Here is a 25,265-nt window from a genome sequence, read left to right on the forward strand (position 1 = left end):
CGGCCCCGCAGCACAAGGACGTGAGATATGAGTGACAGGAAATTCGCCTTCGCCATCGCGGCCACCGGGACGGCGTTGCTGGCCATGACGGCCGGCTCCCCGTCCGCCTCCGCGGCGGTCTCGCAATTGACGGTCGACCCCGGACTCAGCGTCGGGATGGCAACCAACTACGGCACCGGGTGCACCCATCACCTGGTCGCCCGGCTCAGCGTCGACCTCGAACCTGTCTCCTTCTACGACAACGGCACTCTGCTGGCCGTGGTCGTCCCGCTCGACGGCACCGCCAGCATCGACTGGATCCCGTCCAGCAGCGGTCCACACAGTCTGGCGGCGTTGCAGGGCGGGATCGGCCGCGGCGCCGACGTCCGCGTCGGCAAGGGCTACCGCTTCGGTGAATCCTGCGTGGTCACCGGCGGCTGACCCGCGGCGAACGACGATGGCCCGGTCCGCGCGGACCGGGCCATCGTCGTTCGCCGCTACTTCTTCGAGGAGGCGAGCTTCTTGTCCTCGCCCTTCTTCGCCGACTTCTTGGCGGGCTTCTTCGCCTGCGACTTCGGCGCGGACCCGTTGGTGGCGGCGGTGTTCGCCGCCGCCTGGGCGGTGACGACCAGGTCGTCGTCGGCGGTGTCGACCTGCACGGTGGCGCCCGGGTCGAGGCCGCCGTCGAGCAGCAGCCGCGAGATCCGGTTGTCGAGTTCCTTCTGCACCGTGCGGCGCAACGGCCGGGCACCGAACTCGGGCTGGAATCCGCGTTCGCCGAGCCAGTCCACCGCCGAGTCGCTGATCTCGAGCCCGATGTCCTGCGCCGCCAGCATGCGCCGGGTCTTGTCCAGGATCAGGTTCACGATCCGTTCCAGCTGCGTCTTGTCGAGGCGATGGAACACGATCTGCTCGTCGATGCGGTTGAGGAACTCGGGCCGGAAGTGCTGGCGCAGGCGCTCTTCCAGCTCGGGCACGATCGAGTCCAGATCGCCCTCGGGTGCCTTCAGGATCAGATCGGAGCCGATGTTGGAGGTCATGATCACGATGGTGTTCTTGAAATCGACGGTGCGGCCCTTGGAATCGGTGACCCGGCCGTCGTCGAGCAGCTGCAACAGCACATTGAACACATCGGGGTGCGCCTTCTCGACCTCGTCGAACAGGATCACCGAGTACGGCTGCCTGCGCACCTTGTCGGTGAGCTGGGCAGCGTCGTCGTAGCCGACGTATCCGGGTGGGGCGCCGACGAGCCGGGAGACGGTGTGCTTCTCCTGGAACTCGCTCATGTCGAAGCGGATCAGCCGGTCCTCGTCACCGAAGACGGCCTCCGCCAACGCTTTCGCCAGTTCGGTCTTGCCGACACCGGTCGGGCCGAGGAACAGGAACGAGCCGATCGGGCGGTTCGGATCCTTGAGCCCGGCCCTGGCCCGGCGCACCGCCTCGGCCACCGCGACGATCGCCTCGTCCTGCCCGATGACTCGCTTGTGCAGCACGTCCTCGAGCTGGAGAAGGCGCTGCTTCTCCTCGGCGGTCAGGTCGGCGACCGGGATGCCGGTCTGCCGCGAGATCACCTCGGCGATGTCGACGACCTGGACCTCGGGCTCGCCGGATCGCACGCCGGACTCCTCGAGTTCCTCTTCCTTGGCCGCGATATCGGCCTTGATGGCGTTGGCCTTCTCGTAGTCCTCGTTGTCGACGGCGGCGTCCTTCTCCCGGTACAGCCGCGCGATCTCCTCGTCTCTGGCCTTCGCCTCCGGATCGGGGGTGCCCGAGCGCAACCGGACCCGCGCGCCTGCCTGATCGATCAGGTCGATCGCCTTGTCGGGCATGAACCGATCGGTGATGTAGCGATCCGAGAGCTGGGCCGCCGCGATGAGCGAGTCGTCGGAGTAGCGCACCTGGTGGTGCTCCTCGTAGACGTCGGCCAGGCCGCGCAGGATCTCGATGGTGTCCTCGACCGAGGGCTCCGAGACCATCACGGGCTGGAACCGCCGTTCGAGTGCGGCGTCCTTCTCGATGTACTTGCGGTACTCGTCGATCGTGGTCGCGCCGACGACGTGCAGTTCCCCGCGGGCGAGCGCGGGCTTGAGCAGATTGCCCGCGTCCATCGAGCCCTCCCCGCCGCCACCGGCGCCGACGATGGTGTGCAGTTCGTCGATGAAGACGATCAGTTCGTCCTTGTGCGCGCGGACCTCGTCGAGGATCTTGGTCAGCCGCTCCTCGAACTCGCCGCGATACTTGCTGCCCGCCACCAGCGTGCCGACGTCGAGCGCGATGACGCGGCGGTCGGTGAGGGTCGATGGCACGTCGTTGTTGACGATCCGCTGCGCCAGACCCTCCACGATGGCGGTCTTGCCGACACCGGGATCACCGATCAGCACCGGGTTGTTCTTGCGCCGCCGCGACAGGATCTCGATCGTCTGCTCGATCTCCTCGGCCCGCCCGACCACCGGGTCGACCAAACCCTCGCGGGCCTCCGCGGTCAGATCACGGCCGTACTCGTCCAGGGTCGGCGTGTCGGTCTTCTGCTGCCGCTTGGCCGGTGCGCCCGTGGTGGCCGGACCCGAGGAAGTGCCGCTCTGGGTGGCGGCGATGCCCGCCATCAGCGACTGGGCGGCGACGGAGTCGGGCAGCGAGGCGATGCCGAGCAGGATGTGCTCGGGCCCGATGTAGCTGCTGCCGGACTGGGCGGCCTGGCGTTGAGCGGCGCGCAGCGCCATCTTCGTGCCGGGACTGAGGGTGATGTCGGAGAGGTCGTTTTCGCTGGGCGAGCCGGTGTCGAGGAAGTCCTGCATCTGCTCGGCAACCTGGTCGGGGTCGAGGCTGAGCTCGGCGACGATGCTGCGGCCCGGCTCGGCCTCGGTGGCGGCGTAGAGCAGATGCTCCGGGGTGATCTCGGTATTGCCCCACTCCTGGGCGGCCTCGCGCGCCGATCCGATGAGCAACTTGGCGTTGTCGGTCATCAGTCTGCCCAGGTCGATGCGCTGCACGGGGGGTTTGGCCGACATCCCGGGGCCGAAGAATCGCTGGAAGATGTCGTCGAAGGAGTTCATCGAACCTGGCCAGCTCGCTGTCATATCCACACCTCTTCGCTCGTCGTGCCGCGCGGGGCGGCGACTTCTGCAGATCGGGTCGGTACTGCTAGCAATACTTCGGCATCCCCGGGTGGGGTGCAAGCGATTGGACAGTTTCACATCTACAACGTCGTGAGGTGTGGCGCGCAAACCAAAGTCCGGCGGAAGCGGTCCGAAACCACCGGTTTTGTCTGATTCTGGATCGAGGAGCGGCACGGACGGGTAGCGTGACGACCCGCGCCGCGGTATCGACCGCGGCGCCCAGATTTGCCCGCCGACCGACTGGTCGAACAGGCCGACGGGAAGAGCACGGAGTTTGGTCACCGACGTCATCGATGTCTCCGCGGATTTCACGATCGCGCGTCAATCACTGTGGGACGTACTGCTGGACCCACAGAGCTACCCACGAATGTTCACCGGCATCGGCAGTTGCGAACGGGTCGAGCGACCCGACGGCTCGGTGGTCTGGCAGGTCCGGGTCGGCTCGGCCGCCGCGGGCATCCAGACCCACGAGTTCGTGCTCGAGATCGGACGCTGGTACGAGAGTTTCGAACTGCGTAGCTCCGCGCTGGGCAGCTTCGCCGCGATCCGCCTGCGCGGAGACGAGCAGCGCACCCGCCTCGACATCACCCTGTTCGCCGCGGCCAGGGTGCACCCGATGCTGGACGCGCGCAGCAATTCCGTGGTCACCGACTGGGTGAAGGCGGGTCTGCGCCGGACCGCCGACATCATCGCGGGCACCAGATCCTCGATCGTGATCAACGCCGAGCGCTCGGTGCTGCGCCGCAATACCGGAGTGGTCCGCAGCATCGCGGCCACCGGCCTGATGCGTCCTGAGCCCGTCTCGATCGTGAAACAGCTTCGCTCCCTGGCGAAGTGGGGCTTCAACTTGGCCGGTGGTTACGCCGCGGGCGCGGCGCACACCCCGACGCGGCTCGCGTTGATCGACCCACACGGCACCCGCACCTTCGCTGAGGTCGACGCGCGCTCCACCGCGCTGGCCGGGGCGATGTACTCCCTGGGCCTGCGGGCCGGCGACGCCATCGGCCTGCTGTCGCGCAATCACGCGGGCATGGTCGAAACCATGGTCGCGGCGGGCAAACTCGGTGTCGACGTGGCGCTGCTCAACGCCGGGTTGTCGGGCCGGCGGATCGAGGAGATCGTGCAGCGGCACCGGCTCAGCGCGGTCTACGTCGACGGGCCGCTGGAGACCCTGATCCGCTACCTGCACAGCGACGTACCCCGGTTCACCACCGACGACCAGCCGCCGGACCCGGAACGCACGACCATCGACGGTCTGATCGCGTTGGCGCAGAACGACTTTCCGGTACCGGCCCACCCCGGACGGCTGATCGTGCTCACCTCGGGCACCAGCGGCTCGCCCAAGGGCGCGCGCCGTCCGCATCCCAAGGGCTTCGGCACCATCGCGGCGCTGCTGTCGCGGATTCCGATGCGGGTCGAGGAGGTCGTCCTCATCCCGGCGCCGCTGTTCCACACCTGGGGGCTGGCCGGATTGCAGCTCAGCACGGCGCTGCGCGCGACCGTGGTGCTCACCGACGGGTTCGACGCGCTCGCCTGCCTGCGCGCGATCGTCGCGCACCGGATCACCACGCTGATCGTCGTCCCGACCATGGTCGAGCGGCTGCTCGACGTGCCCGACGAGGTCCGCGCGAGCTTCGACCTGTCGAGCCTGCGCCACGTCGTCAGTTGCGGCGCGCCCCTGGCCGGGGCCACCGTGCTGCGCTTCCTGGACACCTTCGGTGACGTGCTCTACAACGTGTACGGCTCGACGGAGGTGTCCTGGGCCAGCGTCGCCACCCCCGCCGACCTGCGAGTCTCGCCGACCACCGCCGGTCGCCCGCCGCTGGGCACCCGGGTGGCGGTGCTCGGTCCCGACCTGCGCCCGGTGCCGGTCGGGGCAACCGGGCACATCTTCGTCGCCAACCACATGCTCTTCGACGGCTATGTCAACGCCGCGCCGCCGGAGGAAGCCGATGGGATGCTCGACACCGGCGACCTCGGCTACCTCGACGCGGCGGGCCGGTTGTTCGTCGCGGGCCGCGACGACGAGATGATCATCTCCGGCGGCGAGAACGTCTTCCCCCGCCCGGTGGAGGAGGCGCTAGCCCATCTGCCGCAGATCACCGAGGTGGCCGTAGTCGGCGTGCCGGATCGGGAGTTCGGGCAACGGCTGGCCGCGTTCGTGGTGAAACGCGAAGGGGCGGGTCTGGATTCGGACATGGTGCGGACCTATATCCGCAACCGGCTCAGCCGCTTCTCGGTCCCGCGCGATGTCACCTTCCTGTCCGCGCTGCCGCGCGGGGAGACCGGCAAGATCCTCAAACGGGTGCTGGTGCGCCCGGAGTCAGCCCTGAGCGAGTAGCCGCCGCACCGCCCGCTCGATCGCGGCCGCGGTCTGCTCGCGAGACAGGCCGCGCCGATCGCGCAGATGGTGGTGGGCGGGCCAGGCCAGCGCGCCGTCGACCAGGTCGAGCAGCTGATCGTCACCGGCCAGCTCGGGGGCGAACAGCGCCGCCAGGGTGTCGCGGATGCGCTCGTCGGTGCGGCGCATCCGCGCGTCGATCGCGGGCACCGAGCGGGACTCCTGCAGGCCGGGCAGCCGCGGCGAGCGCTGCAGCTCGAAGATCGCCGCGCTCTGCCGGACCGCCAGCGTGATCCGATCATCCAGCGGCAGTGTGGGATCGGGGGTGATCAGGCACGCCTCCACCGTCGCCGACTGGCGCTCTACCGCGGCGACGAGCAGGGCCTCGCGATCGGCGAAGTGCACGAAGATGCTGCGCTCGGAGGTGCCCGCCCTGGTCGCGATCGCGCGGGTGGTCGGCGCGAAATCGCCGTCGATGAGCGCGGCGAGCAGTCCGTCGATGATGGCCTCGCGGGTCTTCTCCGGATCGCGCCGCCGCGGCGGGCGCGCCGTACGCTCGCCCGCCGCCTCGACTTCGTGCCCTGAACTCATCGGCCCATCACAGCACAGACCGCCCGGACCCGGGCTATGCGCTCGGCGGGACCGCCGTCCGGTTCATCACCGAATGCGTGCGCGAGTAGCCGAAATAGACGACCAGACCCACCATCAGCCACACCAGGAACCGCACCCACGTCTCCCACGGCAGCGAGTAGATCAGGTACGCCGAGAACCCGATGCCGACCAGCGGGATCACCGGCATCAACGGCAGCCGGAACGAGCGCGGCGCGTCGGGCCTGGTGCGCCGCAACACGATCACCGCGACGCACACCACGATGAAGGCCATCAGGATGCCGATGTTGGTGAGCTCGGCGACGGTGTTGATCGGCAGCACGCCGGCCAGGATCGCCGCGCCGACACCGACGATCCAGGTGACCCTGGTCGGGACCTTGCGGGTCGGATGGGTCTTGGCGAACCACGCGGGCAGCAGGCCGTCGCGGCTCATCGCGAACCACACCCGGGTGACACCGAGCATGAACGTCAGCACCACGGTCACGATGCCCACGATCGCGCCCACCGCGATGATGTTGGCGACACCCGGCATCCCGACCGACTCGAACGCGGTGGAGAAGCCGCTGGTCGGGCTGATCTCGGTGTATTTCTGCATGCCGGTCAGCACCAGCGTGGCCAGCACGTAGAGCACCATGGCGATGGCGAGGGAGTAGATGATCGCCTTGGGCAGGTGCTTGCGTCCGTCCACCGATTCCTCGGCGGCGGTACTCATCGCGTCGTAGCCGAACACCGCGAAGAACACCGTCGCCGCGCCCGTCCACACCGCGCCGGTCCCGAACGGGAAGTACGGGTCGTAGTTGGCGCTGTCGATGTGGAACACGCCCAGCGCCACGATGAGCACGACCAGCGCGACCTTGATGCCGACCGCGATCGTCTCGAACCGGCCGACGCTGCCGATCCCGCGCGAGAGCACCCACGCGGTGCCCAGGCAGAACAGCACGGCGAACAGGTCGACGACCCGTCCCTCGCCGGTATCGGGCGCGCCGAGCATCCATTCGGGCAGGGTCAGGCCGACCTGGTCGAGCAGGAACCCGAAGTAGCCGGACACGCCGATCGCGACCACCGCCGCCACGGCGATGTACTCGAGCAGCAGATCCCAGCCGATGAACCAGCCCGCCAGCTCACCGAGCGAGACGTAGCCGTAGGTATAGGCCGACCCCGCCTTGGGCACCATGCCCGCGAACTCGGCGTAGCACAGCGCCGCCGCCGCGCTGGCCACACCGGCGATCAAGAACGAGATCAGCACCGCCGGACCGGTGACCGAGTGGGCGACCGAACCAGCCAGGGTGAAGATGCCCGCGCCGATGATGCCGCCGACGCCGATCGCCGTCAGCTGCCACAGGCCGAGCGATTTGGCGAGCCGTTCGTCGCTCGGGATCTCGTCCTCGACGTCGACGAGGGGTTTACGGCGCAGCATCTGGGCGCGCAACTGTGCGAAAGACATTCGCGTTCCTTCCGTCGGCGCACACCGCCGCGTCGCGATGTACGAGCCGACCTCCTGCCGGGAGGCTCAGCTGAGTACACCGCCACGTCGGGGCCGCGGGCGCCGAGAGTGAATATTGTTCAGCGGTGGTGCCCGAAGGGACAGCCGGTCGTCACCCGCGCCCGCCGACCAGCGCGCGCAGGAAGAACCCCAGGTTGGCCGGCCGTTCGGCCAGCCTGCGCATGAAATATCCGTACCACTGGTCACCGTAGGGGACATAGACGCGAACGTGGTTGCCCGCGGCGGCGAGTCGCTGCTGTTCGTCGGCGCGTATGCCGAACAGCATCTGGTACTCGTACTCCTCGGTCTTGCGTTGCGCCGACTGCACCGCCACCCCGGCCGCCGCGATTACCGCCGGATCGTGCGAGGCGATCATCGGGTACCCGCCGCCCGCGGTCAGGATCGCCAGGCAGCGCAGATAGGACGCGTCGACCTCGGCGCGGTCGCGGAAGGCGACCGACTCGGGTTCGTCGTAGGCGCCCTTGCACAACCGGATGCGCGAGCCGGGACCCGCCAGCGCGCGGCAGTCGTCCTCGGTGCGGCGCAGGTAGGCCTGCAGGACGGTGCCCAGCCACGGGTAGTCGGCGCGCAGCTCGCGCACGATCTCGAGCGTCGAGTCGGTGGTGGTGTGGTCCTCGGCGTCGACGGTGACCCACAGTCCCGCGGCCTCGGCGGCCGCGCAGATCTGGCGGGCGTGGTCGCGGGCGATCGCGTGACCGTCGCGGGGGAGGGCCTGACCCAGCGCGGACAGCTTCACCGAGACCTCCAGTGGCCGAACGGCGCCCGCCGCGACCTCGGCCTGGGAAAGCCGGCCGAGCGCGGCGATGAGGGTCCGGTACTGCGCGACGGTCGATTCCGCGCTCGCCAGGTCGGTGGCGTCCTCGCCCAGATAGTCGACGCTGACGAAGCGGCCGGAGCGCAGCAGTGTTTCGGCCGCGCGCACCGCCTGGTCGGTGGTGGTGCCCGCGACGAAACGGGCGACCACGGCCCGGCTGACCGGCAGTCGGGTGACGGCGCGTTCCAGCCGGGGTGAACGGGCGGCGGCGAGCAGGGTCGAGCGCAGGAGGGCGGACATCAGCGGACCTCCGGGTCGGGTGCCTGATGGGGATAGCGGTGCTCGGTCGGCGGGGTGAAGGTCTCCTTGATGGTGCGTGCCGAGGTCCAGCGCAGCAGGTTCTGCGCCGAGCCCGCCTTGTCGTTGGTGCCCGAGGCGCGCCCACCGCCGAAGGGCTGCTGGCCGACGACCGCGCCGGACGGTTTGTCGTTGATGTAGAAATTGCCCGCGGCGAAGGTGAGCCGCTCGGTGGCCGCGGTGATCGCGGCGCGGTCCTCGGCGATGATCGACCCGGTCAGCCCGTAGGCGCTGCCGCGATCGACGAGGTCCATGGCCGCGGCGAAGCCGTCGGGGGTGCGGTCGTCGTAGACATGCACGGCCAGGATCGGGCCGAAGTATTCGGTGTGGAAGATCTCGTCGGCGGGATCGTCGCCCACGACGACGGTCGGCTCGACGAACCAGCCGACGCTGTCGTCGCTGTGGCCACCGGCCACCACGGTCAGCCCCGGTGTCGCCTTGGCCCGCTCGAGAGCGGCGGCGTTGCGTTCGAAGGCGCGCCGGTCGATCAGCGCCCCACCGAAATTCGTGAAGTCGGTGACGTCGCCGTAGCGCAGCGCCGTCGTGCGTTCGATCAGATCCTCCGACATCGCCGCCCACACCGAGCGCGGGACGAACGCGCGCGACGCGGCCGAGCACTTCTGGCCCTGATAGTCGAACGCGCCGCGCAGCAGCGCCGTGGTGAGCACGGCGGGGTCCGCCGAGGAATGGGCCAGCACGAAGTCCTTACCGCCGGTCTCGCCGACCAGGCGCGGGTAGCTGCGGTACCGGTCGATGCGCTGCGCCACCTCGCGCCACAGGTGCTGGAAGGTGGCTGTCGACCCGGTGAAATGCACGCCCGCCAGCCGCGGATCGGCGAGCACGACCTCGGAGATCTCCGGTCCCGCGCCGTGGACGAGGTTGATCACCCCGGCGGGCAGTCCCGCGGCCTCGAGCAGGCGCAGGGTCAGGTAGGCGGCCACAGCCTGGGAACGGGCCGGCTTCCACACCACGGTGTTGCCCATGAGCGCGGGCGCGGTCGGCAGATTGCCCGCGATGGCGGTGAAATTGAACGGCGTGACCGCGTAGACGAAACCCTCCAGCGACCGGTACTGCATCCGGTTCCACACCCCGGGCGCCGAGATCGGCTGTTCGGCCAGGATCTGGCGGGCGAAGGAGACGTTGAAGCGCCAGAAGTCGACCAGCTCGCACGGCGCGTCGATCTCGGCCTGATAGGCGGACTTGGACTGGCCGAGCATGGTCGCGGCCGAGATCCGCTCGCGCCACGGTCCGGCCAGCAGGTCCGCCGCGCGCAGGAAGATCGCGGCCCGGTCGTCGAACGACATCGCCTGCCAGGCCGGTGCCGCGGCGTCGGCCGCCTCGACCGCGGCGGCGGCCTCGGCGGCGGTCGCGTCGTGCAGGGTGCCGAGCACGGCGGTGTGCCGGTGCGGCTGGACGACCTCGAAACTCGGGCCGTCGCCGCGCAGGTGACGGCCACCGATCACGTGCTGGATCTCGGTGGGTGTCGCGGACAGGTCCGCGAGTGCGGTACGCAGCCGGGCGCGCTCCGGGGTCCCCGGGGCGAAGGTGCCGACAGGCTCGTTGACCGGCGGCGGAGTGGTCGCGATGGCGTCCATGAAGGCGGCTCCTGCGTCGAGTAGGGGCGGGATGTGACGTAGTCAACACCGAGGGGGAGGCGGCATAATCGGCTGATCGGACGAAGAACCCGACCGATGTTCGTCCGATCGGACAAAGCAACGGGAGGTTCGTGATGCCGGAGGACGCCACTACCCTGGGTGAGCTGCTCGCCGCCCTCGACCACACCGTCGCCACCCTCGTCGCCGCGCCGGCGGGGGAATCGGTCCCGCTGCGCTCGGTCGCGCTCGCCGAACCCGCCGATCTGCCCGACCAGCTCGACACCGAGGGCCCGCTGCCGGAGGTGTATCTGCTCGTGGGCGTCGACGCCGAGGCCATGGTGCGATGGCTGCGCGGGGTGGGCGCCCGCGATCCCGGCCAGCGCCCGCGCGTACTGATGACCAAGAGCGCCAACGACTCGCCCGCCGTGCGGGTCGCGGCGTCGACGGCGGGCATCGCCCTGGTGCATGTGCACCGGCAGGCACGCTGGGACCAGGTGTTCGCGCTGGTACGCCGGATGCTGGCCCGCTCGCCCGGCCAGCGCGCCGCGGCCGACGACCACGACCTGCTCGCCCCCGACACCGACCTGTTCGGGCTCGCGCAGGTGGTCGCCAGGGAGACCGGCGGGATGGTCTCCATCGAGGACCCGCACTCACACGTGCTGGCCTACTCGGCCTCCGACGCCTCCGCCGATCAACTGCGCATCCGGTCCATCCTCGGCCGCGAGGGACCCGGCGACTACCTGCGGATCCTGCGCGAATGGGGTGTGTTCGACCGGGTGCGGCGCAGCGACGAGGTCGTCGACGTGCCCGAACATCCCGAGCTCGACATCCGGCGCAGGCTGGTGGTCGGCATCCGGCGCGGCACGCCCCCGCGGATGCTCGGCACCATCTGGCTGCAACAGGGTCACCGCCCGCTGCGCCCCGATGCCGCCCAGGTGCTGCGCGGCGCGTCGGCGGTCGCGGCGCGGATCATCGCGCGCGGACTGGACGCGCCCTCGACCGAGGCCCTGCTGGTGCGCAGGCTCTTCGGCGCGCACGGTGACGGCGTGGACGTCCCGTCCGTGGCGGCCGCGCTGCACCTGCCGACCACCGGCCCCGCCGCGGTGATCGGCTTCGCGCCGGTCGGCCCGGGCGCCGACCTGGCCGCCTCCAGCGCCCTGATCCGCTTGCACGCCAGTGCTTTTCGCGACGACTCGGTGACCGAGGCGATCGATGACCGGGTGTATGTGCTGCTGCCGTCGTATCACTCCGAGCGCAGCGTCGGCTCCTGGCTGCGCAAGCTCGTCGAGCAGCTCGAACAGGCGCGCGGGCTGGTGGTGCGCGCGGCCGTCGCGGCTCCGGTGGCCGGGCTGACGGCGGTCGCGAGCGCCCGCGCCGAAGTCGATCGGGTCCTGGACAGCCCGGCCGCCGCGGCGTCGGGCAGTCGGGTCGCCACGCTGGCCGAGGCCAGGACGGCGGTGCTGCTGGCCGAGATCGTGGGGCTGGTCCGGGACCGCCCACACCTGCACGATCCCCGGCTGAGCGCGCTCGACGCCTACGACCGCGAACACGCCGCCGAACTGCGCCGCTCGGTACTGGCCTACCTGCGGGCACACGGCGAGGTCAGCGCCGCGGCCGCCGTGCTGCGCGTGCATCCGAACACGCTGCGGTACCGGTTGCGCCGAGCCGAGTCCGTGCTCGGCATCGACCTGGCCGATCCCGCCGACCGGTTGCTGCTCGAGATCCAGCTGGCCGCGGTGTCGATCGCCGCGCCCTAACTCGGCTATTGCAGTTATGCTGCAATAGCGACGCCTGGTCGCACCGCCGCGGCGGGACGTGAGCACCTGAGTGAGGTTGTCGTGGTGGACGGGACGAATACCCAGCGGTTCGAGGTGTCGCGCCGCGGCATGCTCGGCGTCGGAGCCGGGACGGCCGCCGCGCTGGCTGTCGGCCTGACCGTCACCAGCTGCGGCGACGACACCGGCGCGATCACACCGTCGAGGACGCAGACGGACCCGACCGAGGCCGTCGCGGACGCCAATCGCGCGCTGGCCGACAATCTGCCCTTCGGCGACACTGCCGATTTCGCCGATGCCGATCGGGGCTGGATCGCCTCCCTCGAGCCGGGCAAGATCACCGACGCCTCGGGAAAGGTGGTGTGGGACACCGACTCCTACGACTTTCTGGCCGGTGCCTGTCCGCGATCGGTGAATCCGAGCCTGTGGCGGCAATCCCAGCTCACCGTGAAACAGGGACTCTACGAGATCGCGCCCGGCTTCTATCAGATCCGCGGCTTCGACCTATCGAACATGACGCTGATCGAGGGCGACACCGGGGTCGTCGTCATCGACCCGCTCGTGTCCGCCGAAACCGCGGCCGCGGGGCTGGCGCTGTATCGCGAGCATCGGGGTGACCGGCCGGTGACCGGTCTGATCTACTCGCACTCCCATGTCGACCACTTCGGCGGCAGCTACGGGGTCCTCGCCCCGCAGGATGTCGCGGCGGGCCGCTGCCCGGTGCTCGCGCCTGTCGGCTTCCTGGAACACGCGGTCGCCGAGAACATCTACACCGGCACCGCGATGGCCCGCCGCGCCGCCTACATGTACGGCGCCGCGCTGCCGCGCGGGCCGAAAGGCCAGGTCGGCTCGGGTCTCGGGCAGACCACTTCGACCGGCACGGTCAGCCTGATCCCGCCCACGCTCGACATCACCCGCACCGACCAGGTCGAGACGGTCGACGGCGTGCGGATGGTCTTCCAGCTCACGCCGGGCACCGAGGCGCCGGCGGAGATGAACATCTACTTCCCCGACCGTCGCATCCTGTGCATGGCCGAGAACGCCACGCACACCATGCACAACATCGTCACCCTGCGCGGCGCGCTGGTCCGCGACCCCCACGTCTGGGCGAAATACCTGACGGAGTCGATCAACCGGTACGGTCGCCGGGCCGAGCTGGTGTTCTCCTCTCATCACTGGCCGATCTGGGGCACCGACCGGATCGTCGAGTTCCTGTCGCTGCAACGCGATCTCTACGCCTACCTCAACGACCAGACGCTGCGGTTGCTGAACAAGGGCTACGTCGGCGCCGAGATCGCCGAGATGATGACGATGCCGCCCGCGCTCACCGCCACCTGGTCCACGCACGGCTACTACGGCTCGATCAGCCACAATGTCAAAGCCGTCTATCAGCGCTACATGGGCTGGTTCGACGGCAACCCCGCCCACCTCTGGGAGCATCCGCCGGTGGACAACGCCCGCCGCCACGTCGAGGCGATGGGCGGGATCGCCGCGGTGTTGCAGCAGGCGCAGCGGGCCTACGACGCCGCCGACTTCCGCTGGGCGGTGCAGTTGCTGAACTACGCGATCTTCGCCGAGCCGGGCAACGACACCGCGAAAGCGTTGCAGGCGAGTGCTTTCGAACAGCTCGCCTACGGCGCGGAGAACGCCACCTGGCGCAACTTCTACCTCAGCGGTGCCCATGAACTACGCCACGGCGCCTTCGGCACCCCGACCGCGGCGAACTCGGCGGCGCTGGCGGCGGCACTGAGCGTGGAGCAGGTGTTCGACGCGATGGCCCTGCGCATCGACGGGCCCAAGGCTTGGGACGTGAAGCTCACCAGCGACTGGCGGATCAGCGACGAGGGCAACCGGATCCACCGCGTGGAATTGCGCAACGGCGTGCTCGTGCACTACGACCGGTTCCCCGGCGACGAGCTGCCCGCGCCGGAGGCCACCCTCACCCTGACACGGCCCGTGCTGATCCGCAGCCTGGCCGGCGGCGGCGATCTGAAGAAGGCAGTGCTCAGCGGTGACATCGTCGTCGAGGGCGATGTCACCGCGCTGACGAAGCTGCCCGGCCTGATCGACAAGCCGGACCCGAACTTCGCCATCGTGACGCCCTAGCCGCTACCGCTTGGCGTAGTCGGCGACGCCCTGCCAATCGAGCATCACGCAGGCTTCGTCACCGACCACCCAGGCGTCGTGGCCGGGCGGCACCAGCATCAGGTCGCCCGGCCCGAACTCCTGCTGTTCGCCGTCGTCCATCACCACCACCATGCGCCCGGACAGGCAGTAGCCCATGTGCGGCGCCTGGCAACTGTCGGTCCCGGCGATCGGTTTGACGTGTAGTGACCACCGCCAGCCCGGTTCGAACACGGCGCGGCCCACCGGTCCGCTGTCGAGATTCACGAGATCGAGCCGGCCTTTGTCCTGCTCGAAGGGCCGGGTTTCCTCGGGTGCGTCGAAATTCTTGCGGGTCAGGGCGGACATCATCGGCTCCTGTGTTGTCGAAGGTGGCCGAGGAGTCGTGTCCACCAGGGCGCGTCCACGCGCTCGGCCCGCGACGGCAGCCACCGCACAGCTCATCGTTCGCCGATAGGGGACTATGCGCAAGCGAACGGCAGTGCGGATTCGCCGTCAGGCGCCGGTGGGGACCTCGCCCACGGCCTCGGCCGGATCGATGACGCCGAACACCTCGCCCTGGGGCGCCTGCAGGATGCCCATCCGCCCGAACGGGCTGTCGTCGGGGCCCATGATCACCGAGGCGCCCAGTTCGGTGGCCTTGGCCAGCGCGGCGTCGGCGCCGTCGACCTGGATCCAGGTGAGCCAGTAGGTCGGCGTGCCAAGCGCGGACGCGTCCATCATCCCGCCGATGGTGTGGGTCTGGCCGGGCAGCGCGAAGGTGGAGTAGACGAAGTTCTCGCCGTCGCCGATCTCGGTGTAGTGCCAGCCGAAGACGGCGTTGTAGAAGTCGTGGGCCCGGTCGTAGCCGCCGGTGTGCAGTTCGTTCCAGCAGTAGGCGCCGTGCTGGTTGTAGACGCCGGCGCCGGTGTGCGCCTTCGCCTCCCAGACACCGAACACCCCGCCGGTCGGATCGGCGCCGATGAACATGCGGCCCACGTCGAGCACGTCGAACGGGGGCATGAACACCTGGCCGCCCGCCTTGCTCACCTTCTCGGCGATCTCGTCGGCGCGCTCGGCCGCGAAGTAGGTGGTCCAGGCCGAGGGCATCGGCATGCCGTCGGGCTTCGGGCCGATGCCGGCGGCGGGCCTGCCGTCCAGTGTCGCCATCAGGTAACCGCCCGCATCGGCGGGCCCGTCCTGGATGTCCCAGCCGAACAGGGCACTGTAGAAGTCACGGGCGGCGGTGGTGTCGTCGACCTGACAGTCGATCCAGCAGGGCGTGCCCTGCGGCCAAGCTTCGTCACGTGTCGGCATTGTCGAACGTCCTTCCTCGGTGATGGATGGAAGCCGGCCGGAACCGCGCCGGCGGGTGCCAGTCAACCATCAGCCTCCGACAGTCGTGCGACCCGCACAGCGCGCTGAACTGGAACAACGGGTATTCACTGCGACAGTCCGAGCGGGCCGACGCTCGGCTCGCCAGGTCGTTACCCCTGTTACAGTTTCCGCGCTCGATCGTGTGGTGGCTAGGTCAACAGTGGAGACGAACGAACCGGTCGGGGAGCGACGCAATGGCAGTGAGAGGTTCCGAACGTGGGTTCGTCCGGATGCTCGTGACGATCCTCGCGGTGATGCTCGTGCTCGGATGCGGCGGCGGACCGGCGGCGGGTGACCCGGCCGAACCGCCCGCGGCCCGGTGGACGGCCCTGCACGACGGGCCGGGCGCCTATCCCGAGGTGCGAGTGGAGCGCGGCGTGCGGATCACCATGAGCGACGGCGTCGTGCTCAAAGCCGACGTCTACCGGCCGGCGAACGCCGCGGGTGAGATCGAGCAGCAGCCGCTGCCGACGATCGTCAGCCTCACGCCCTACTCGAAACTGATGACCGGCCTGATCGAATCCGCCGCCGCCATCCCGGGCCTGCAGGCCACGGCGGTCGACATCGTGCGCAGGCTGAACCTGTCGGCCACGCCGATCAGCGGGTTCGGCGATCTGATGCAGGCACTCGACGGCGGCATGATCCAGACCATGCTCGGCGTCGACCGCAAGCTCATCGGCAGCGGGTACACCGTCGTCGTCGCCGACGTGCGCGGAACCGGCCTGTCGCAAGGCAAATGGGACACCCTCGGCGCCCGCGAACAGCTCGACACCCGCGAGGTGATCGACTGGGCGGCCCGCCAGCCGTGGTCGAACGGGCGGATCGGGATGAGCGGCGGCTCCTATTCCGGCATCAATCAGCTGCGCGCGGCCGAGAACGCCCCCGCCGCGCTGCAGGCGATCTTCCCTGTGGAACCGGGCAGCGACCTGATGCGCGACGTGGTCGCCCCCGGCGGCGGCGTCGGCACCACCTTCCTGCCGCTGTGGCTGAACTCGGTCAACCAGCTCAAACTCGTACCCGATGTCGCCTCGATGGCCGACGGCACCTTCGACTGGACCTGGTTCCACGATCGCCTCGCCGACCCGACCACCAATTTCGACCTGCTCGCCCAGTCCCTGCTCACCCCCTCGCTGTCGAATATGCCGCCCGCGCTCGACGGCGCCCTCGACGACACCTCCGCGTTCCGCGAGGCGATCATGGGGCATCCCGAGCAGGTCACCGTGCCGACCTTCGTCTACGGCGGCTGGCACGACATCTTCGCCAACAGCGCGACCAAACTCTACGAGCAGATCCCGCTGCCCGTCGGGCGCAAACAGCTCGTCGTCGGCGACACCTATCACGCCAATCCCGGTGCGGGGACCGGTGTTCCGGGCGCACCGCCGCGTCTGGACGTACTGCAGCGGGCCTGGTTCGACAAGTGGCTCAAGGACATCGACAGCGGCGTGGACACCTTCGGGCCGGTCACGGTCAAGCAGCAGGGCGGTAGCTGGATCACGCTGCCGGAGTTCCCGATGCCCGGTGTCACCCATCGTCGCGTCTATCTCTCGGCCGCGCCCAGCGGCAGTACCGAGGACAGCCTCCACGACGGATCGTTGAGTGCCACCGGGCCGACGACGACCGAAAACCTCACCGTCGCACCCGGTCTGAGCACGATCTGCTCGCGCGACGCGGCGCAGGGCTCGGCCGGGATGGCCGCCGCGCTGGACACCTGCGCGAAGGACTCCCGGATCGCCGAACGCAACGGGCTCACCTTCACCAGCGCCCCGCTCACCGAGCAGACGGTGATCTCCGGTCCGATCAATGTGCGGCTCAACACCGTGCACGACACGACCGACGGCTTCTGGAATGTCACCGTCAACGACGTATCGCCCGACGGCACCTCGACGGTGCTGACCACCGGTCAGCTCACCACATCGATGCGCGCGATCGACGAACGGCGCAGTGCCCGTTCGGTCAACGGCGACCTCACCGCGCCGTTCAATCCGCTCACCGTCGACGATCTGCTGCCCGTGGTGCCCGGCGCGCCCACCGACCTCGACGTCGCCGTCATCCCGACGCAGGCGGTCCTGGCGCCGGGGCATCGGCTGCGCATCGATGTCTACGCGGGCAACGCGCCCAAAGCGCTGCCGTTCCGGCCGATGCTGAACGCGAGCGGCATGGAACCCCAGCACCTGCGTCTGGATCCGGCCGCGCCGAGCTTCGTCAACCTGCCCACCGACCGCCCGATTCCCTGAAACGACGCACGGATCGACCGCCGGTCCGGCGTTTCCCGAACCCGGTCGCGGCGGGGTGTGTGAGCCTGTAGGGCAGTGGCTCGGACGAGGAGGTCGGTGTGGTGCAACCCGTCATCGTGGTGATGGGCGTGTCCGGATGCGGGAAGACGACCGTCGGCGCGCTCGCCGCCGAACGGCTCGGGGTGCCCTACGCCGAGGGCGACGACTTCCATCCCATCGAGAACATCGAGAAGATGGCGGCGGGGATCCCGCTGACCGACGAGGACCGCGCGCCCTGGCTCGACATCGTCGCGGGCTGGCTCGGTGAGCATCAGGAATCCGGCGGTGTCGCCGCGTGCTCGGCTCTGCGGCGCACCTACCGTGACCGACTCCGCCGCGGCGCCCCGAACACCTACTTCGTGCACCTGGCCGCGGGCCGCGAGGAACTGCTGCGCCGGATGACCGGCAGGCTCGGCCATTTCATGCCGACGGCGCTGCTCGATTCCCAGCTGGCCACGCTGGAACCACTACAGCCCGACGAAGCGGGGATCACCCTCAACGCGCTCGAGCCGCCGACCGTCCTCGTCACCGAGGCCGTCGAGGCCTGGCGCGCCGCTCACCGCTGAAGCAGCGGGTGCAGCTGCTGGACCGGCGCCAGCAGCAGTGCACCGCCGACCACCAGCGCGGCCAGGCACAGCACCGCGAAGATCCCCACCCACAGCAGCGCGGGCAGATGGGTGAGCCGGGCCAGCTGGTCGGCGTCGGAGGCGGTGTGACCGGGCTGCCTGCGGCGGCTGCGCTGCAGTTCGATCACCGGGCGGACCGCGGCGGCCAGCAGGAACCACGCGGCGAGATAGGCGAACGCGGCCTGCATCTGGTCGGTACCGAACCAGGACACCCCGAACACCAGCGCGCCGAGCACGGCCACGGTCAGCAGCCCATAGATGTTGCGGACCTTGATCAGCACGGCGGCCAGCATCAGCAGCGTCGCCCACAGCATCAGCGTCACCCGGCCCGACCCGAGCAGCGCCGCGTACCCCAGCCCGAGCAGCGCGGGCGCCGGATAGCCCGCGGCGGCGGTGAGGATCATGCCGGGACCGGTCGGCTTGCCGCTGGACACGGTCAGGCCCGAGGTGTCGGTGTGCAGGGTGATCGCGTGCAGCCTGCGCCCGGTGAGCAGGGCGACCAGCGCGTGGCCGCCCTCGTGCGCCACGGTGACCGCGGCCCTGGTGAGCCGCCACAGCGGCCGGTAACCGACCAGGAAGAGCGCGACGGCGGCGGTGGCGAGCACCAGCCACCAGGCGGGCGCGGGTTGGGTGGCGAGGAGACGATCGAGCAGCGAGCTGGCGGATCCGGTGTTCACCGCCGCACTTTAGCCGTCCACGGCGGGTGGCGTGGGTTCGCGCGTGAGCTGGGACGGCAGTGGATGATCCGGTTCCAGCGCCGGCAGGCCGTCGATGCTGGTGGCGTTGTCGCCGGCGATGCGGCGGGCGAAATCGGCGTCGGTGCGGCGGGTGTGCGCCTCGTCGAGGATCGAGCGTTCCTCGACGAGGTCGAGATAGGGCACCGACCAGCCGCACGAGTCGGCGATCCGCTCCACCGACACCACGACCACCGCCCGGATGCCGGGGTGGTCGGTGCCGAAATGATCACGCAGCGTGGCGAATTCGGCCGAGTCGGGCCGCACTACGCGGCCGGTGCCGAACAGCCGCAGGATGCGGGCGGTGCGGGTGAACGAACAGAACATCACGGTGATCCGGCCGTTGTCGCGCAGATGGGCGATGGTTTCGGAGCCGCTGCCGAACAGATCGAGATAGGCGACGGTGTGATCGTCGAGGACCGCGAAGGTGTCGCGGTAGCCCTTGGGGGAGACGTTGACGTGGCCGCCGGCCGAGGGCGCGGTACCGACGAAGAACATCGGCTGCTCGCCGATGAAGGTTCGTAGTCTGTCGTCGATCCGATCGAACACCTTGCCCATGACGCACTCCCTCGTCCCACCCGTCGGTGGGTTCCCCCGCACCACTGTATCGATCGGCCGTGCCGGGGTCGTCGTTCGGTTCACGCTGAGGGTTACCGCAGACGTGCGCGGCCCGTGCGGCGACGATGGCGAGATGACGCAGACCGCCCCCAGCCCCGTCCACCTCGTGCAGCAGCGTTACGCCGATCCGGCGACCGAGGTTCCCGCGCAGTGGAACCCGGTGCTGGAGGTGCTGCACAGCCACAAGTCGGTGCGCCGCTACCTGCCCGATCCGGTGCCGCCCGCGACGATCCGGCTGCTGGTCTCGGCCGCGCAGTCCGCGGCGACGTCGTCGAATCTGCAGGTGTGGAGCGTTGTCGAGGTGCGCGATCCGGCGCGCAAGGCCCGTCTCGCCGAGGTCGCCGGTGGGCAGGAGCACATCGTGCAGGCTCCGGTACTGCTGGTGTGGACGGCCGACTTCGCCCGTCTGCGCCAGCTCGCCGACGATCGCGGCGTGCCGCTCGACGGCGCCGACTACCTCGAATCCAGCTATGTCGGTTTTATCGACGCGGCACTGGCGGCGCAGAACGCGGTGGTCGCCGCCGAATCCCTGGGCCTGGGCACCGTCTACATCGGCGCGCTGCGCAACGATCCGGAGCGGGTGGCCGCCGAGCTGGGGCTGCCCGACCACGTGTTCGCGGTCTTCGGCCTGGTCGTCGGCCATCCCGACCCGGCCGAGGGAACCCGGGTGAAGCCGCGCCTGCCGCAGGCCGCCGTCCTGCACCAGGAGACCTACGACCTGGCCGGTCAGCGCGCCCCGATCGACACCTACGAGGAGCGGATCGGCGAGATCTACGCCGACCAGGGTCTGCCGTTTTCCTGGACCGAGCGGGTGCTGGCCAGGCTCGCCTCGGTGGCCTCGCTCAACGGCCGCCACCGCCTGCGGGAGTCGTTGCAGACCCGGGGATTCCGGCTGCTGTGAGCCGGGTCCGGCTCAGCCGTTGATCGCCTTGCTGCTGAGCTCGAGCGAGCGGATCCTGGCGTCGATGTCGTAGACGAGGGTGTTGAGCATCAGCTCGTCGGGCGCGGTGGCGGAAAGCAGCGCGGCCGCCTGTTCGCGCACCGTGTCCGGCGAGCCCTGCAGCTGACCGGCCTTGCGCTGCCCGGCGAAGCGGCGCTCGGCGTCGCTGCCGGGGAAGGCGGCGGCCTGCGCCGGCGTGGCGAGTGCCTGCGGGCGGCCCGCGCGCAGTTGGGCGAAGGCGAGGTCGCGCGGCGCGGCGAGCCGGTCGGCCTCGGCATCGGTGTCGGCGCAGATCGCCGAGGCGGCCACGATCGTGTACGGCTCGCTCAGCACGTCCGAGGGCCGGAAGTTGTCGCGATAGAGGGCCAGCGCGGCGGCGGTGTTGTCCGGGGCGATGTGATGGGCGAACGCGAAGGGCAGCCCGAGGACCGCCGCCACCTGGGCGCTGTAGCCGCTCGAGCCGAGCAGCCACACCGCCGGTTCGGTGCCGCGGCCGGGGCTGGCGACGATGCCTTCGCCGTCGGCGCCGCGGAAGAACCCGATCAGCGCGGTGAGCTCGCGGGGGAACGACTCGCCGCCGAGCCCTTCGGCGCTGCGGCGCAGGGCACGCGCGGTCACCGGATCGGTGCCGGGGGCACGGCCGATCCCCAGATCGATCCGGCCGGGATGCAGCGCCTCGAGCGTGCCGAACTGCTCGGCCACCACCAGAGGCGGATGGTTGGGCAGCATCACCCCGCCCGAACCGACCCGGATGCGCGAGGTCGAGGCCGCCAGATGCGCCAGCACGACCGCGGGCGCCGAGCTGGCGATGCCGGGCATGTTGTGGTGCTCGGCCACCCAGAATCGGCGAAAGCCCAGTTCCTCGGCGTGCTGGGCCAGCCGCGTGGTGGCGCGCAGGGCATCGCCCGCGCTCACGTCGGCTTGCACCGGCGCCAGATCCAGAACCGACAGCGTGACCGCGCTCATGAGCCTCCTCGACCGTGACGAACCCCCGCAAGGGGCAACTCGTGCGCGGCGGCCGGTATTTCCGTGCCCGCGGTGGGGGTGACTGGGGCCACGCTTGCCGGGCGGTAGCGTGCAGGACTGATCGACGCGACGGAAGGACACGATCCATGTCAGCTGACGGCCCCGGGCTATCCACCGCAGCCGTGCAGGCGCCCACTCCGACGACCGAATCGGAGGGCTACGCGCGGGGGCTGAGCCCGCGCACCATCCAGATGATCGCCATCGGCGGCGCGATCGGCACCGGCCTGTTCTACGGCTCCGGCGCCGCCATCGAGCAGGCCGGGCCGTCGTTGATCCTGGCCTACCTGGCCGCGGGCCTGGCGATCTTCGTCATCATGCGCGCGCTCGGTGAGTTGCTGACCTATCGACCGGTGTCGGGCAGCTTCGCCGAATACGCGCACGAATTCCTCGGCCGCTTCGCCGGTTTCGCCACCGGATGGTCGTACTGGGCGGTGTGGGTGTCGACCTGCATGGCCGAGATCACCGTCGCGGGCAAATACGTGCAGTACTGGTTCGACATCCCGCAGTGGGTGACCGCGCTGGTGGTGCTGGCGGTGCTGTTCGCCGCGAACCTGATCTCGGTCCGGATCTTCGGCGAGGGCGAGTTCTGGTTCTCGGCCATCAAGGTGACCGCGATCCTGGCGATGATCCTGATCGGCATCGGCGTGCTCGTGTTCGGCTTCGGCCATGCCGCGAACCCGACGGTGACCAACCTGTGGGCCGACGGCGGGGTCTTCCCGCACGGCTTCGGGCAGACCCTGCTGGTGCTGCAGATCGTCGTGTTCGCCTATGTGGGTGTGGAACTGGTGGGTGTGACGGCCGGGGAGGCCCGCGATCCGAAGGCCACCCTGCGCAAGGCGATCAATACGCTGCCGTTCCGCATCGGCCTGTTCTATGTCGGCGCGCTCGTGGTGATCATGTCGGTGGCGAGCTGGCGGACCTTCCACGCGGGCCGCAGCCCGTTCGTGGAGGTGTTCGAGCAGATCGGTATTCCCGCCGCCGCGGGCATCATCAACTTCGTGCTGCTCACCGCGGCGCTGTCGTCGTGCAACTCCGGCATCTACTCCACCGGCCGGATGCTGCGCAGCCTCGCGCTGCGCGACGAGGCGCCCGTCGGCTTCGCGAAGCTGAGCAAGCAGTCGGTGCCGTTCACCGGCATCTGCGCTTCGGCCGCGGCGATGGTCATCGGCGTCGTGGTCAACCTGATCTCGCCGGACAAGGCCTTCGCCTACATCACCTCGGTCAGCACCGTCGGCATCATCGTCGTGTGGGGCGTGATCCTGATGTGCCACCTGAAGTATCGCGCCAAGGTCCGGGCGGGGGAGCTGCCCGCCAGTGACTACCGGCTGCCCGGCGCGCCCGTGACGACCTGGGCCGCACTGGGATTCCTCGGCCTGGTCGTGGTGCTGCTGCTGTGGACCGACGGTGGGCGCACCGCGCTGGTCGTCGGCGCGGTCTGGGCGGCGCTGGTGTGCCTGGGCTACTACGCCTTCGGCCGCCGCGGCGTCACACACACCGGCTGAGCACCACCTCCGTTTGCTGGAAAGCCGCTGGCAGACAAGCGTTTTCTGTCATACCCCACCGGTATCGTCGAAGGGTCACACAAACGAGCCCGGCGCGAGTGTGGCCGGGCGGTGCGAGAACGGGGGCACGGGGATGAGTGACGACGACCGTGGCGATCTGCAGCCACCGAGCAGGCATGGGACCACCTGGCGCGAATCGGAATACCGGGTCCTGGCCGACGATCTGCGCGCGGGGGCCGACCTGGCGCGCACCGCGAGGACGGTGGGGCGCACCGAGTCCGCGGTGCGCGCCGCCCTCCGCAATTTCGTGCCACCCGAGGAACGGGTGCCGACGGCCGAGCGGGAACGCTGGATTCGCGGCAGGCTGGTCGCCGAGCCCGAATGGGATTGGTGGGCGGTGGTCGTCGATCAGCACCGCCGCACCCGCAGCGGGCTGTGGTTCACCCGGCACGAACACTGCGCCCGGATCGGCTGGCGCCGGCGCACGCCGATGACCGCGCTGGCGCAGGAATTGGGGACCTCGGAGCTGTCGGCGGCCGAGCTGCTGCGCTCGCTCGGGCTCGTCGCGAGCATCGAGGAGGCGGCCGACCAGCTGGGCGCGACGCCGGGACTGGCCCTGGCCAAGCGGGTCTCGGCCCGCCGCGACGACGCCGTCGGCGCCCGGTGGATCCTGGTGATCGACGGCGCGGCGGGCACCACCCGCTCCCGCAACGCCCCGATCCGCAGGCAGGTCTCCCTGCACGAGACCCGCGCGGCCGCCGAGGCCGAACGCGATCGGGTGCTGGCCTGGCACGCGCGCGTCGGGGCCGGCGAACCGGAATCGACGGTGTGGTGGACCATTGCCGAGCGCGGCCTCGGCGCGACCACCGGCCACACCCGCTGCGGCACCTTCGATCCCACCGCGGCGTTCGGCGGCCCGGTCCGGGCCGAGGCGCTCACGGTCGGTGACGTCATTCGCGTCGGCGTCCCCGACGGCGGCTTCCTCCAGGACCGGATCACCGCGATCGCGCAGGAGGGCCCGGGCGCGCCGATCGTCGTCGACCTGGCGCCCGTGGCCAATTCACGGGTACGCCGGGTCGTCGAGTTCGCGCCGGGCGAGGTCGTCGACGTGGTGCGTGGCCTGGCGGAACGCGCGAGCTGACGCTCAGTGCCGAGGTGATCCGCGCAGCACCGCCCGGATCACCTCGGTACGCAACGGGAAGTCGAACTCGCCCTGTGCGGTCTCCGGTGTCGCGCGCAGGTAGTCCCGGATGCGGTCGAGCAGCGCGGTGCGCTGCTCCGGGGAGATCACCACGGTGTGCGAATGGGTGCCGATCGTCGTGACCAGCGATTCGGCGGTGCGTCGCTGTGCGTGCGTGAACTCCGCCTTCTCGAATGCCGTGAACAGTGGATGCGCCGGGAGCTGGTCCTCGGTCTCGGACGGGGTGAACGACACCGCCGACCGGGAGATCCGCTTGAGCCCGGCCACCCACTCGGTGCTGTCGTCGTCGGTATTCCAGAACGCCGCGAACACCCCACCCGGCCGCAGGACCCGCGCGATCTCGGGGAACGCGCTGTCCTGATCGAACCAGTGGAACGCCTGCCCGGCGACCACCGCGTCCACCGAGTCGTCGGGCAGCGGAATCGCCTCCGCCGCACCGGCGAGCGCCCTCACCGCCGGATACCGCCGCACCAGCTCCGCGAGCATCGCCGCATCGGGTTCGACCGCGATGGCCGTCGCTCCGGCCGCCAGCAATCCGTCGGTCAGCTTGCCGGTGCCCGCGCCCAGATCGAGGACCACCGGGTCTGTCCGCCCGACCCGGGCCAATGCCCACCGGATCGCGGCCGCCGCGTAGTCCGGCCGGTGCTCGGCGTACACCGCGGCCTGCGCCCCGAACGACCTCGCCCGATTCGCCCGTCGCCCCGCCGGATCCGTCGAATCCCCTGTTCCCCACACCGTCTCGACCCTACCGGCGCGCACCCCGGCGGTGCAGCGCAGCTCCGCCGGTGGCGTCCGATCGTTCGGCACTGCGCCGAGAGCTCGTGTGGCCGAGCGG

20 protein-coding genes are annotated in these 25,265 nt (G+C 70.1%); 9 read left to right on the plus strand and 11 right to left on the minus strand.

Features of this window, described 5'->3' with window-relative positions:
- The first annotated feature begins 27 nt into the window (after positions 1–27).
- Entirely contained in the window at positions 28–420 is a 393-nt protein-coding gene (locus tag ATM97_RS08520) for a hypothetical protein (protein WP_218717412.1), read from the plus strand.
- A 56-nt stretch (positions 421–476) separates the two neighbouring features.
- On the opposite strand, the gene ATM97_RS08525 is transcribed toward ATM97_RS08520, so the two are convergent.
- On the minus strand, positions 477–3,056 hold the full coding sequence (locus ATM97_RS08525; RefSeq protein ID WP_255587414.1) for an ATP-dependent Clp protease ATP-binding subunit: 2,580 nt from the start codon (positions 3,054–3,056) through the stop codon (positions 477–479).
- A gap of 313 nt (positions 3,057–3,369) precedes the next feature.
- On the opposite strand from ATM97_RS08525, the gene ATM97_RS08530 reads away from it, so the two are divergent.
- Entirely contained in the window at positions 3,370–5,436 is a 2,067-nt protein-coding gene (locus ATM97_RS08530; RefSeq protein ID WP_218717413.1) for an AMP-binding protein, read from the plus strand.
- Here ATM97_RS08530 and ATM97_RS08535 read toward each other — a convergent pair.
- The 4 genes from ATM97_RS08535 to pruA form a co-directional block, all read right to left on the minus strand.
- Positions 5,419–6,027: a TetR/AcrR family transcriptional regulator gene (locus ATM97_RS08535; protein ID WP_218717414.1), complete on the minus strand. Its 609-nt coding sequence runs from the start codon at positions 6,025–6,027 to the stop codon at positions 5,419–5,421. The genes ATM97_RS08530 and ATM97_RS08535 overlap by 18 nt on opposite strands.
- A gap of 34 nt (positions 6,028–6,061) precedes the next feature.
- Positions 6,062–7,489, minus strand: a complete 1,428-nt coding sequence (locus tag ATM97_RS08540) for an amino acid permease (protein WP_218717415.1) — start codon at positions 7,487–7,489, stop codon at positions 6,062–6,064.
- A gap of 151 nt (positions 7,490–7,640) precedes the next feature.
- Positions 7,641–8,603, minus strand: coding sequence for a proline dehydrogenase family protein (locus ATM97_RS08545; protein WP_218717416.1), 963 nt, complete (start codon positions 8,601–8,603; stop codon positions 7,641–7,643).
- Complete coding sequence (gene pruA / locus ATM97_RS08550) at positions 8,603–10,255, minus strand: L-glutamate gamma-semialdehyde dehydrogenase (RefSeq protein WP_218717417.1); 1,653 nt, start codon at positions 10,253–10,255, stop codon at positions 8,603–8,605. Before pruA ends, ATM97_RS08545 begins: the two co-directional genes overlap by 1 nt.
- Before the next feature lie 134 nt (positions 10,256–10,389).
- Between pruA and ATM97_RS08555 the strand changes: the two genes are divergently transcribed.
- Together ATM97_RS08555 and ATM97_RS08560 are read left to right on the plus strand one after the other, a co-directional pair.
- Complete coding sequence (locus ATM97_RS08555) at positions 10,390–12,012, plus strand: CdaR family transcriptional regulator (protein ID WP_218717418.1); 1,623 nt, start codon at positions 10,390–10,392, stop codon at positions 12,010–12,012.
- Between the two features lie 81 nt (positions 12,013–12,093).
- Complete coding sequence (locus ATM97_RS08560) at positions 12,094–14,136, plus strand: alkyl sulfatase dimerization domain-containing protein (protein ID WP_308248417.1); 2,043 nt, start codon at positions 12,094–12,096, stop codon at positions 14,134–14,136.
- A gap of 3 nt (positions 14,137–14,139) precedes the next feature.
- Here the strand turns inward: ATM97_RS08560 and ATM97_RS08565 are convergent, their stop codons facing one another.
- Both ATM97_RS08565 and ATM97_RS08570 read right to left on the minus strand, forming a co-directional pair.
- On the minus strand, positions 14,140–14,586 hold the full coding sequence (locus ATM97_RS08565; protein ID WP_308248418.1) for a cupin domain-containing protein: 447 nt from the start codon (positions 14,584–14,586) through the stop codon (positions 14,140–14,142).
- Positions 14,587–14,649: 63 nt separating this feature from the next.
- Positions 14,650–15,450 (minus strand): VOC family protein, encoded by an 801-nt coding sequence (locus tag ATM97_RS08570; RefSeq protein ID WP_218717419.1) that lies wholly within the window; start codon positions 15,448–15,450, stop codon positions 14,650–14,652.
- 254 nt (positions 15,451–15,704) lie between these two features.
- Here ATM97_RS08570 and ATM97_RS08575 point away from each other — a divergent pair, with 254 nt between their 5' ends.
- Together ATM97_RS08575 and ATM97_RS08580 are read left to right on the plus strand one after the other, a co-directional pair.
- Entirely contained in the window at positions 15,705–17,744 is a 2,040-nt protein-coding gene (locus tag ATM97_RS08575) for a CocE/NonD family hydrolase (protein ID WP_255587415.1), read from the plus strand.
- A gap of 122 nt (positions 17,745–17,866) precedes the next feature.
- Positions 17,867–18,349, plus strand: a complete 483-nt coding sequence (locus ATM97_RS08580) for a gluconokinase (RefSeq protein ID WP_218717445.1) — start codon at positions 17,867–17,869, stop codon at positions 18,347–18,349.
- On the opposite strand, the gene ATM97_RS08585 is transcribed toward ATM97_RS08580, so the two are convergent.
- Together ATM97_RS08585 and ATM97_RS08590 are read right to left on the minus strand one after the other, a co-directional pair.
- Positions 18,340–19,086 (minus strand): M50 family metallopeptidase, encoded by a 747-nt coding sequence (locus ATM97_RS08585; protein ID WP_218717420.1) that lies wholly within the window; start codon positions 19,084–19,086, stop codon positions 18,340–18,342. The genes ATM97_RS08580 and ATM97_RS08585 overlap by 10 nt on opposite strands.
- A gap of 9 nt (positions 19,087–19,095) precedes the next feature.
- The gene (locus ATM97_RS08590; RefSeq protein ID WP_218717421.1) at positions 19,096–19,701 is read right to left on the minus strand and encodes a pyridoxamine 5'-phosphate oxidase family protein; all 606 of its coding nucleotides are present in this window, start codon (positions 19,699–19,701) and stop codon (positions 19,096–19,098) included.
- Between the two features lie 133 nt (positions 19,702–19,834).
- Here ATM97_RS08590 and ATM97_RS08595 point away from each other — a divergent pair, with 133 nt between their 5' ends.
- Positions 19,835–20,662 carry an NADPH-dependent oxidoreductase gene (locus tag ATM97_RS08595; protein ID WP_218717422.1) on the plus strand — a complete coding sequence of 276 codons (828 nt, stop codon included), beginning with the start codon at positions 19,835–19,837 and terminating at the stop codon, positions 20,660–20,662.
- Between the two features lie 12 nt (positions 20,663–20,674).
- Here ATM97_RS08595 and ATM97_RS08600 read toward each other — a convergent pair whose 3' ends face one another.
- Positions 20,675–21,667 carry an LLM class flavin-dependent oxidoreductase gene (locus ATM97_RS08600; protein ID WP_218717423.1) on the minus strand — a complete coding sequence of 331 codons (993 nt, stop codon included), beginning with the start codon at positions 21,665–21,667 and terminating at the stop codon, positions 20,675–20,677.
- A 146-nt stretch (positions 21,668–21,813) separates the two neighbouring features.
- Between ATM97_RS08600 and ATM97_RS08605 the strand changes: the two genes are divergently transcribed.
- Together ATM97_RS08605 and ATM97_RS08610 are read left to right on the plus strand one after the other, a co-directional pair.
- Positions 21,814–23,229 carry an amino acid permease gene (locus ATM97_RS08605; protein ID WP_255587416.1) on the plus strand — a complete coding sequence of 472 codons (1,416 nt, stop codon included), beginning with the start codon at positions 21,814–21,816 and terminating at the stop codon, positions 23,227–23,229.
- A gap of 133 nt (positions 23,230–23,362) precedes the next feature.
- Positions 23,363–24,370 (plus strand): hypothetical protein, encoded by a 1,008-nt coding sequence (locus ATM97_RS08610; protein WP_218717424.1) that lies wholly within the window; start codon positions 23,363–23,365, stop codon positions 24,368–24,370.
- Between the two features lie 3 nt (positions 24,371–24,373).
- Here the strand turns inward: ATM97_RS08610 and ATM97_RS08615 are convergent, their stop codons facing one another.
- The gene (locus ATM97_RS08615; RefSeq protein ID WP_308248419.1) at positions 24,374–25,237 is read right to left on the minus strand and encodes a class I SAM-dependent methyltransferase; all 864 of its coding nucleotides are present in this window, start codon (positions 25,235–25,237) and stop codon (positions 24,374–24,376) included.
- Between the last annotated feature and the right edge of the window lie 28 nt (positions 25,238–25,265).

This window comes from Nocardia sp. MH4 (assembly GCF_019266065.1).
GTDB classification, from domain to species: Bacteria; Actinomycetota; Actinomycetes; order Mycobacteriales; family Mycobacteriaceae; genus Nocardia; species Nocardia canadensis.

Coding starts and splice junctions, on each gene's coding strand:
- ATM97_RS08590 (WP_218717421.1), bottom strand. CDS start 19,701: ATGGGCAAGGTGTTCGATCGGATCGACGACAGACTACGAACCTTCATC.
- ATM97_RS08525 (WP_255587414.1), bottom strand. CDS start 3,056: ATGACAGCGAGCTGGCCAGGTTCGATGAACTCCTTCGACGACATCTTC.
- ATM97_RS08600 (WP_218717423.1), bottom strand. CDS start 21,667: ATGAGCGCGGTCACGCTGTCGGTTCTGGATCTGGCGCCGGTGCAAGCC.
- ATM97_RS08570 (WP_218717419.1), bottom strand. CDS start 15,450: ATGCCGACACGTGACGAAGCTTGGCCGCAGGGCACGCCCTGCTGGATC.
- ATM97_RS08535 (WP_218717414.1), bottom strand. CDS start 6,027: ATGAGTTCAGGGCACGAAGTCGAGGCGGCGGGCGAGCGTACGGCGCGC.
- ATM97_RS08540 (WP_218717415.1), bottom strand. CDS start 7,489: ATGTCTTTCGCACAGTTGCGCGCCCAGATGCTGCGCCGTAAACCCCTC.
- ATM97_RS08580 (WP_218717445.1), top strand. CDS start 17,867: ATGGGCGTGTCCGGATGCGGGAAGACGACCGTCGGCGCGCTCGCCGCC.
- ATM97_RS08575 (WP_255587415.1), top strand. CDS start 15,705: ATGGCAGTGAGAGGTTCCGAACGTGGGTTCGTCCGGATGCTCGTGACG.
- ATM97_RS08610 (WP_218717424.1), top strand. CDS start 23,363: ATGAGTGACGACGACCGTGGCGATCTGCAGCCACCGAGCAGGCATGGG.
- ATM97_RS08605 (WP_255587416.1), top strand. CDS start 21,814: ATGTCAGCTGACGGCCCCGGGCTATCCACCGCAGCCGTGCAGGCGCCC.
- ATM97_RS08520 (WP_218717412.1), top strand. CDS start 28: ATGAGTGACAGGAAATTCGCCTTCGCCATCGCGGCCACCGGGACGGCG.
- pruA (WP_218717417.1), bottom strand. CDS start 10,255: ATGGACGCCATCGCGACCACTCCGCCGCCGGTCAACGAGCCTGTCGGC.
- ATM97_RS08555 (WP_218717418.1), top strand. CDS start 10,390: ATGCCGGAGGACGCCACTACCCTGGGTGAGCTGCTCGCCGCCCTCGAC.
- ATM97_RS08595 (WP_218717422.1), top strand. CDS start 19,835: ATGACGCAGACCGCCCCCAGCCCCGTCCACCTCGTGCAGCAGCGTTAC.
- ATM97_RS08545 (WP_218717416.1), bottom strand. CDS start 8,603: ATGTCCGCCCTCCTGCGCTCGACCCTGCTCGCCGCCGCCCGTTCACCC.